The organism is Streptomyces sp. NPDC091972 (assembly GCF_044756385.1).
GTDB lineage: Bacteria > Actinomycetota > Actinomycetes > Streptomycetales > Streptomycetaceae > Streptomyces.
Genome location: NZ_JBIVSV010000027.1, coordinates 23,772 through 32,351, shown reverse-complemented (window position 1 = coordinate 32,351; position 8,580 = coordinate 23,772). Strand labels below are relative to the sequence as shown.

Genomic DNA, 8,580 nt, shown 5'->3' with positions numbered 1-8,580 from the left:
CCGGCACCGACCCACCCACCGAACCCAAGGCGCTACACAAGCCCCCACCGAACAGGCGGCTGCGCCGCAGGCATCAGGGGCGCGGGGAACTGCGCAAAAACGCCCGCCCCCACCCACCCGCACCCGCACCCACACCCCCCGCGAGCCGCCCCCCGATATCCCGAACGCCATGTCGCCGTAACCGTCGGTTCAGACAGGCTTGCGAGGCTCAGCGAATGAAGCCCGCCGTGCCAGAGCCTTCGCCGCCGCCCGAGGGGCCCGCGGGGAACGGGGACGCCCCGGTCACCGCCCCGGTCACCGCCGCGCTCCCACTCGCGGCATCCGACGCGCCCGTTTCGCTCCTGGCGCGGAAGAATGGGTCCATGAGCCAGTCGAACGCCCAGGCAGAGGTCCAGCACGTGCAGCCCTCCGTGGGCTCCATAGCCGCGCACCGCCCGCACACCGTGTCGGCCACCGTCTCCGATCTGGAACCCGACCTCGACGCCGATCTCGACGCGTACGAGGAGATCCCGGTCGACGGTGCCGCCCAGCTCCCGCAGGGCCGTTTCCTCGACCGGGAACGCAGCTGGCTCGCGTTCAACGAACGCGTCCTGGAGCTCGCCGAGGACCCGAACACCCCCCTCCTCGAACGCGCGAACTTCCTCGCCATCTTCGCCAGCAACCTGGACGAGTTCTTCATGGTCCGGGTGGCCGGACTGAAGCGCCGTATCGCCACCGGCGTCGCCACCCGCTCCGCCTCCGGCCTCCAGCCCCGCGAGGTGCTGGAGATGATCTGGGCCCGCTCCCGCGAGCTGATGGCCCGGCACGCCGCCTGCTACCACGAGGACGTCGCCCCCGCACTCGCGGAGGAGGGCATCCACCTGGTCCGCTGGAACGAACTCCAGGAGAAGGAGCAGGCCCGCCTGTTCACCCTGTTCCGGCACCAGATCTTCCCGGTCCTGACCCCCCTTGCGGTCGACCCGGCGCACCCCTTCCCGTACATCTCCGGGCTCTCCCTGAACCTGGCCGTGATCGTGCGCAACCCGGTCAACGGCAACCGCCACTTCGCCCGGGTCAAGGTCCCGCCGCTGCTGTCCCGCTTCCTGGAGTCCTCCCCCGGCCGCTACGTCCCCATAGAGGACGTCATCGCCGCCCACCTGGAGGAGCTGTTCCCGGGCATGGAGGTTCTGGAGCACCACACCTTCCGGGTCACCCGCAACGAGGACCTGGAGGTCGAGGAGGACGACGCCGAGAACCTCCTCCAGGCCCTGGAGAAGGAGCTCATGCGGCGCCGCTTCGGCCCGCCGGTGCGCCTGGAGGTGGAGGAGTCCATCGACCGCGAGGTGCTCGACCTCCTCGTGCGCGAGCTGAAGATCTCGGAGGCGGAGGTCTACCCGCTGCCCGGCCCCCTGGACCTCACCGGCCTCTTCCGCATCGCGGGCCTGGACCGCCCGGAGCTGAAGTACCGCAAGTTCATCGCGGGCGTCCACCGTGACCTGGCCGAGGTCGAGTCGGCGTCCGCGCCGGACATATTCGCGGCCCTGCGCACCCGTGACGTCCTGCTGCACCACCCCTACGACAGCTTCTCGACGTCCGTCCAGGCCTTCCTCCAGCAGGCCGCCGACGACCCGGACGTCCTCGCCATCAAGCAGACCCTGTACCGCACCTCGGGCGACTCCCCCATCGTCGACGCCCTCATCGACGCCGCCGAGGCCGGCAAGCAGGTCCTCGTCCTGGTCGAGATCAAGGCCCGCTTCGACGAGCACGCCAACATCAAGTGGGCGCGCAAGCTGGAGGAGGCGGGCTGCCACGTCGTCTACGGCCTGGTCGGCCTGAAGACCCACTGCAAGCTGTCCCTGGTGGTCCGTCAGGAGGGCGACACGCTACGGCGCTACAGCCACGTCGGCACCGGCAACTACCACCCGAAGACCGCCCGGCTCTACGAGGACCTCGGCCTGCTCACCGCCGACCCGCAGGTGGGCGCCGACCTGTCCGACCTGTTCAACCGGCTGTCCGGCTACTCCCGCCGCGAGACCTACCGTCGCCTCCTGGTGGCGCCCAAGTCCCTGCGCGACGGCCTCATCTCCCGTGTGAACAAGGAAGTCCAGCACCACCGCGCGGGGCGTCCGGCCTTCATCCGCATCAAGGTCAACTCCATGGTGGACGAGGCGCTCATCGACTCGCTCTACCGCGCGTCCCAGGCGGGCGTGCCGGTCGACGTCTGGGTGCGCGGCATCTGCGCGATCCGCCCGGGCGTCGCGGGCATGTCGGAGAACATCCGGGTCCGCTCGATCCTCGGCCGGTTCCTGGAGCACTCCCGGGTCTTCGCCTTCGGCAACGGCGGCGAGCCCGAGGTGTGGATCGGCAGCGCCGACATGATGCACCGCAACCTCGACCGCCGGATAGAGGCACTGGTCCGGGTCACCGACCCGGCCCACCGGGCGGCCCTGAACCGGCTGTTGGAGACCGGCATGTCCGACACCACCGCGTCCTGGCACCTCGGCCCGGACGGCGAGTGGACCCGGCACGCCACGGACGCGGACGGCGGGCCCCTGCGCAACGTCCAGGAGATGCTCATAGACGCCCGGAGGCGCCGGCGTGGCACAGCAACACCTTGAACCGACGGATCCCCTGTCCGGGCACGTCGGGCCGTCCACCGGGGACGCCCTCGCGGACTACCTGCGGTCCCAGGCCACGGAGTTCCTCCGCGCCCTGCGCCAGCACCGCGACTCCGGTGGTACGGCGGCGGGCGCGGAGGGCCCGGTCGACGCGGCTCGGGCCCTGCGCCGCTCGGTCCGCCGCATCAGCGCCAGCCTCCACACCTTCCGGCCCCTCCTGGACGCCGACTGGTCGGAGTCGCTCCGTCCCGAACTGGCCTGGCTGTCCGGGACCTTGGGCATGGAGCACGCGTACGGGTCCCGTCTGGAACGGCTGCTGCTGGCCCTGCACCGGCTGTCCGGAGCGGTGTTCCCGGCGCAGGGAGTGGGAGCCGCCGCCCACTCCGCCCCCGCCCCGGACCGCGCCGGCCTCACTGTGGGCGCGGCCAAGGCGGGCGCCCTCCTGGACCGCCAGCTCACTCTCGCCCGCACCCGGGCCCACTCGACCGCCCTCCAGGCCCTCGGCTCCTCCCGCTTCCACGCGGTCGCCGACACCATCGCCGTACTGGCCAGCGAGGTGCCGCTGGTGAAGAGCGCCACCGGCGCCGACCTGCATCCGCTGGCCGCGGCGGCCCAGGAGCGCCTGGACGACGCGGCGGCGGCCCTGCCCCTGGTCACCGCGGGCCACCCGTACAACGCCGAGGCCCTCGTCCACGGCCTCTCCCCCGACCCCTCCCCGCACCCCCAGGACGCCCCCTGGCACCAGGTCCGTCTGCTGCTGCGCCTGCACCGGTACGCGCGCGAGGTCCTGACCTCCTCGGTGGACGTACGGCTGCTGACGGCGGGGCAGTGCCTGGACCGGCACCGGGACGCCTCGGAGGCGGCGGCAGCGGCGGCCCAGGCGGCCCGCACCCCCCGGATAGCCCCGGCCACCGCCTACGCCCTCGGTGTCCTGCACGCCGACCAGCGCCACGAGGTGGAGGCGGCCCGGTTCGCGTTCCAGCAGTGCTGGCAGAAGCAGGCGGTGAGTACGTGAACGGCCCCGGTGACGGCGTCGACCCCGTCGTCCAGGCGGCCGGCTGTGTCCTGTGGCGCCGCTCGCCGGTCGACGGCGATCTCGAGATCTGCCTGGTCCACCGCCCGAAGTACGACGACTGGTCGCACCCCAAGGGCAAGCTGAAGCGCGAGGAGGACGCCCTGGCCGCCGCGCTGCGCGAGGTCGAGGAGGAGACCGGTTACACCGCCGAGCCCGGGACCGAGCTGGGCAGCGTCCACTACATGGTGGGCGGCCGTCCCAAGCGGGTCCGTTACTGGGCGGCGGAGGCGACCGGGGGCCGCTTCACCCCGAACGACGAGGTGGACCGCATCCTGTGGCTCTCGCCCGCCGCGGCCCGCAGCCGTCTGACGCAGTACCGCGACCGCACCCTGATCGACGAGCTGCTGCCGCTCTAGCCCCCGGCCGCGTGCCCCTCCGCGTCCGTCCGCGCCTGGCTGCGGGCTCTGCGCGCCGGTCCGCGCCAGCCGCAGGTGCACCGGGCCAGGCAGAAGCGGCCCTGTTCCACCGTCTGCGTGTGGTGGGCCGGTCGGTCGGAGGGGGGTGCGGGGGTCCTGTCCTGCTGCGCCACTCCGACAACGTTACCCAGCTCGGGTAAACGCCCGGTATCCGCGTGACGGCCCCTCCCACCCGTCGTTAAGCGAACGACAGGCCGTCCTTGACGGGCACATCGGCTGGGGGTAGGCGGCGATGGCGGAGCGGCAGCAGAGGCAGGCCGGCGGGTCGGCCGTCGTCGCGGCGGTGCTCATGGCCTGCGCCGGTGCCGGCGGGTGCGCGGGAAGCGGCGCCGCCCTGGACGACGGGCGCGCGGCCGACCCGGTCGGGACCCTGCGCAGGGCCGCCGACACCCTGGTCGACGCGGGCAGTTCGAAGGCCCGTACGTCGATGGAGATGGCCACCGGCGGCACCCGGGTCACCATCCGCGGTGAGGGCGTGTACGACTACCGCGAGCGGCTCGGCAGGCTGAAGGTGCTGCTGCCGCAGGACCCGGCCGGCACCAGCGAGCACCGTCCGATCACCGAACTCCTCGCCCCCGGCGCCCTGTTCATGAAGAACCGGGGCGCGGGCGTGCCCGCCGACAAGTGGGTGCGGGTGGACACCGCGACCCTCTCCGACGGCAACCTCGTCACCGGCGGGGCCACCGATCCGCTGGTGGCCGCCGGGGTGCTGCGCGGGACCAGGACGGCGACGTACGTGGGCGCGACCGAGCTCGCGGGGACCGAGGTGCGGCACTACCGCGGCACGGCGGACCTCGCCGCCGCGGCCAGGGGCGCCGCCGGCGCCGACCGCGCTGTCCTGGCCGCGGCGGCGAAAGGGTTCGCCACGGCCGCGGTCCCCTTCGACGTCTACCTCGACGACCAGGGCCGCATCCGCAAGGTGCGCCACCGCTTCAGCTTCGTCAACGGCCGGCCGCAGGGCACCGTCGCGGTCGCCTCGACGACCCTGCTGTACGACTTCGGGACCGCCGCGGAGGTACGTCTGCCGGCCGCCCGGGACATCTACGCGGGCAGGATCGCCGAGGGGTGAGCGCCCGGGACGGGCGTCAAGGACTAGCCCGTCCGTGCCATGCGCGGTGTGTAGGCCGCTCCCTACTCTAGGAAGTCGGTGACGGCGGAGAAGAGGTGATGCGCGTGGCTCCGGTCGGCGGTACGGCGGTTCAGGACCACGTGGCCCTCGCCGAGATCGAACTGTGCGGAGAGCTGATCATCGCGGCGTCGGCCGCGGACGAGCGGCTCAGCCTGGAGAGCATCGACGAGGTGCTGAGAGTGGCCGAGGAACGCGCGGACGCCCCCGGCCGGTGAGCCGGGGGCGTCCGCGCCGTCGCGAGGAAACCGGTCACGTCCGCAGCAGACGGCCGATCGCCTTCGTCGCCTCCTCGACCTTGGCGTCGATCTCGGCGCCGCCCTTGACGGCAGCGTCGGCGACGCAGTGCCGCAGGTGTTCCTCCAGGAGTTGCAGCGCGAAGGACTGCAGGGCCTTGGTGGAGGCGGACACCTGCGTGAGTATGTCGATGCAGTAGACGTCCTCGTCGACCATCCGCTGAAGGCCCCGGATCTGGCCCTCGATCCGGCGCAGCCGCTTGAGGTGCTCGTCCTTCTGCTTGTGGTAGCCGTGCGTGGCGGGCTCGTGGGTCCCGTGGGGGCTGTTTTCCGCCACTGTCTCGGAGGGCGCCGTGGCGCCGGCCTCGGTCGTCGTCATCGCGTCCTCCACATCACGGCCACACCCTGAGGGAATCACATACCCCTCCTGGGTATATCGTACCGAAGTTTCCCGGGTATAGGGCCTGCGGACGGCCCCCGTGCCAACCACTGTGCCTGATGGGCGACACTGGGGGACGGCCCATTAGCCGTGGCCGGATGATGCACTTAGCATCAGCCTGACCGAAACCGATGCACCCCGAGGACCCCTTGTGCGCTTTCGTCTGACCCCCAGGGAGACGAGCTTCTACGACATGTTCGCCGCCTCCGCGGACAACATCGTCACAGGCTCGAAGCTCCTGATGGAACTGCTCGGGGCGGACGCCTCCGCCCGGGCCGAGATCGCAGAGCGTATGCGGGCCGCGGAACACGCCGGTGACGACGCCACGCACGCGATCTTCCACCAGTTGAACTCCTCCTTCATCACGCCCTTCGACCGCGAGGACATCTACAACCTGGCGTCCTCCCTCGACGACATCATGGACTTCATGGAGGAGGCCGTCGACCTGGTCGTCCTCTACAACGTCGAGGAACTCCCCAAGGGCGTCGAGCAGCAGATCGAGGTGCTCGCCCGGGCCGCCGAGCTCACGGCCGAGGCCATGCCGAACCTGCGGACCATGGAGAACCTCACCGAGTACTGGATCGAGGTCAACCGGCTGGAGAACCAGGCCGACCAGATCCACCGCAAGCTGCTCGCCATGCTGTTCAACGGCAAGTACGAGGCCATCGAGGTCCTCAAGCTCAAGCAGATCGTGGACGTCCTCGAAGAGGCCGCGGACGCGTTCGAGCACGTGGCGAACACGGTGGAGACCATCGCCGTCAAGGAGTCCTGAACCCTTCCATGGACACCTTCGCTCTGGTCGTGACCATCCTGGTCGCGCTCTTCTTCACGTACACGAACGGCTTCCACGACTCGGCGAACGCGATCGCGACCTCGGTGTCCACCCGGGCGCTGACCCCCCGGGCCGCGCTGGCCATGGCGGCGGTCATGAACCTCGCCGGCGCCTTCCTCGGCTCCGGGGTCGCCAAGACCGTCAGCGAGGGCCTGATCGAGACGCCGGAGGGCTCGAAGGGGATGGGCATCCTCTTCGCGGCCCTGGTCGGCGCGATCGTGTGGAACCTCATCACCTGGTACTTCGGGCTGCCCTCCTCGTCCTCGCACGCGCTGTTCGGGGGCATGGTGGGAGCCGCGCTGGCGGGCGGCACCGACGTGATCTGGCACGGTGTGCTCGACAAGGTCGTCATCCCGATGTTCATCTCGCCGGTCGTCGGCCTGGTCGCCGGTTACCTCGTGATGACGGCGATCATGTGGATCTTCCGGCGTGCCAACCCGCACAAGGCGAAGCGGGGTTTCCGGATCGCGCAGACGGTGTCCGCGGCCGGCATGGCCCTCGGGCACGGCCTCCAGGACGCCCAGAAGACCATGGGCATCGTGGTGATGGCCCTGGTGATCTCCGGACACGAGACGTACGGCGACCCGATCCCGGTCTGGGTGAAGATCGCCTGCGCCCTGATGCTGTCCCTGGGTACGTACGCGGGCGGCTGGCGCATCATGCGCACCCTGGGCCGGAAGATCATCGAGCTCGATCCGCCGCAGGGTTTCGCGGCCGAGACGACGGGCGCGGCGATCATGTTCACCACCGCGTACCTGTTCAAGGCGCCGGTCTCCACGACCCATGTGATCACCTCCGCGATCATGGGTGTCGGCGCCACCAAGCGCGTCAACGCGGTCCGTTGGGGCGTCGCCAAGAACATCGTCCTCGGCTGGTTCATCACCATGCCGGCCGCGGCGATCGTGGCCGCGTGCGCCTTCGGGATCGTGAACCTGGCGTTCCTGTAGGGGCCGTGCACGCGATCGGGCCCGCCCCCGGGATTCCGGGGGCGGGCCCTTCGTGTCCTCGCGGTGGCACCGCCATGCAGCACCGCGAGGGGTCCGTGACCGGCTCAGCCGAAGCGGCCGGAGATGTAGTCCTCCGTGGCCTGGACCGACGGGTTGGAGAAGATCCGCTCCGTCTCGTCGATCTCGATCAGCTTGCCGGGCTGCCCGACGGCGGCCAGGTTGAAGAAGGCCGTGCGGTCGGAGACCCGGGCCGCCTGCTGCATGTTGTGCGTCACGATGACGATCGTGAAGCGCTCCTTCAGCTCACCGATCAGGTCCTCGATGGCGAGCGTGGAGATCGGGTCCAGGGCCGAGCAGGGCTCGTCCATGAGCAGGACGTTGGGCTCCACCGCGATGGCGCGGGCGATGCACAGCCGCTGCTGCTGACCACCCGAGAGACCCGAACCCGGCTTGTTCAGACGGTCCTTGACCTCGTTCCAGAGGTTGGCGCCCTTGAGGGACTTCTCGACGATGTCCGTCAGCTCGGACTTCTTGTACGAGCCGTTCAGACGCAGGCCCGCCGCCACGTTGTCGAAGATCGACATGGTGGGGAACGGGTTCGGGCGCTGGAAGACCATGCCCACCTCGCGGCGGACCGAGACCGGGTCGATGCCGTGGCCGTACAGGTCCTCGTCGTCGAGGAGCACCTTGCCCTCGACGCGGCCGCCGGAGGTGACCTCGTGCATCCGGTTGAGCGTGCGCAGGAACGTCGACTTGCCGCAGCCGGAGGGGCCGATGAAGGCCGTCACCGAGCGGGGCTCGACGGTCATCGAGATGTCCTCGATCGCCTTGTGGGAGCCGTAGTAGGCGGTCAGACCGCTTACGTCGATTCGCTTGGCCATAACTACTTCACTTCCAGTCAGTCGCTGAGGA

General features: G+C 70.6%; 9 protein-coding genes. 7 read left to right on the top strand and 2 right to left on the bottom strand.

The annotated features are described in order from the left end of the window. The first annotated feature begins 362 nt into the window (after positions 1-362). The 5 genes from ACIQJT_RS41390 (at position 363) to ACIQJT_RS41370 (ending at position 5,432) form a co-directional block, all read left to right on the top strand. Complete coding sequence (locus tag ACIQJT_RS41390; RefSeq protein WP_365452490.1) at positions 363-2,597, top strand: RNA degradosome polyphosphate kinase; 2,235 nt, start codon at positions 363-365, stop codon at positions 2,595-2,597. Next, entirely contained in the window at positions 2,578-3,612 is a 1,035-nt protein-coding gene (locus tag ACIQJT_RS41385) for a CHAD domain-containing protein (RefSeq protein WP_402650634.1), read from the top strand. The genes ACIQJT_RS41390 and ACIQJT_RS41385 overlap by 20 nt, the downstream gene beginning before the upstream one ends. Continuing rightward, a complete protein-coding gene (locus ACIQJT_RS41380) occupies positions 3,582-4,028 on the top strand; it encodes an NUDIX hydrolase (protein ID WP_402650633.1) in 447 nt (148 codons plus the stop codon). Before ACIQJT_RS41385 ends, ACIQJT_RS41380 begins: the two co-directional genes overlap by 31 nt. 292 nt (positions 4,029-4,320) lie before the next feature. Continuing rightward, positions 4,321-5,157: a hypothetical protein gene (locus ACIQJT_RS41375; protein WP_402650632.1), complete on the top strand. Its 837-nt coding sequence runs from the start codon at positions 4,321-4,323 to the stop codon at positions 5,155-5,157. Positions 5,158-5,255: 98 nt separating this feature from the next. Further along, positions 5,256-5,432 carry a hypothetical protein gene (locus ACIQJT_RS41370; protein WP_365452498.1) on the top strand — a complete coding sequence of 59 codons (177 nt, stop codon included), beginning with the start codon at positions 5,256-5,258 and terminating at the stop codon, positions 5,430-5,432. 34 nt (positions 5,433-5,466) lie between these two features. Here the strand turns inward: ACIQJT_RS41370 and ACIQJT_RS41365 are convergent, their stop codons facing one another. Beyond that, positions 5,467-5,829: a metal-sensitive transcriptional regulator gene (locus ACIQJT_RS41365; RefSeq protein ID WP_365452500.1), complete on the bottom strand. Its 363-nt coding sequence runs from the start codon at positions 5,827-5,829 to the stop codon at positions 5,467-5,469. Between the two features lie 211 nt (positions 5,830-6,040). On the opposite strand from ACIQJT_RS41365, the gene ACIQJT_RS41360 reads away from it, so the two are divergent. Next, positions 6,041-6,661, top strand: coding sequence for a DUF47 domain-containing protein (locus ACIQJT_RS41360; protein WP_053849764.1), 621 nt, complete (start codon positions 6,041-6,043; stop codon positions 6,659-6,661). Positions 6,662-6,669: 8 nt separating this feature from the next. Next, positions 6,670-7,668 (top strand): inorganic phosphate transporter, encoded by a 999-nt coding sequence (locus ACIQJT_RS41355; protein ID WP_053849765.1) that lies wholly within the window; start codon positions 6,670-6,672, stop codon positions 7,666-7,668. Positions 7,669-7,772: 104 nt separating this feature from the next. Here ACIQJT_RS41355 and pstB read toward each other — a convergent pair whose 3' ends face one another. Beyond that, entirely contained in the window at positions 7,773-8,549 is a 777-nt protein-coding gene (gene pstB, locus ACIQJT_RS41350) for a phosphate ABC transporter ATP-binding protein PstB (protein ID WP_365452503.1), read from the bottom strand. Between the last annotated feature and the right edge of the window lie 31 nt (positions 8,550-8,580).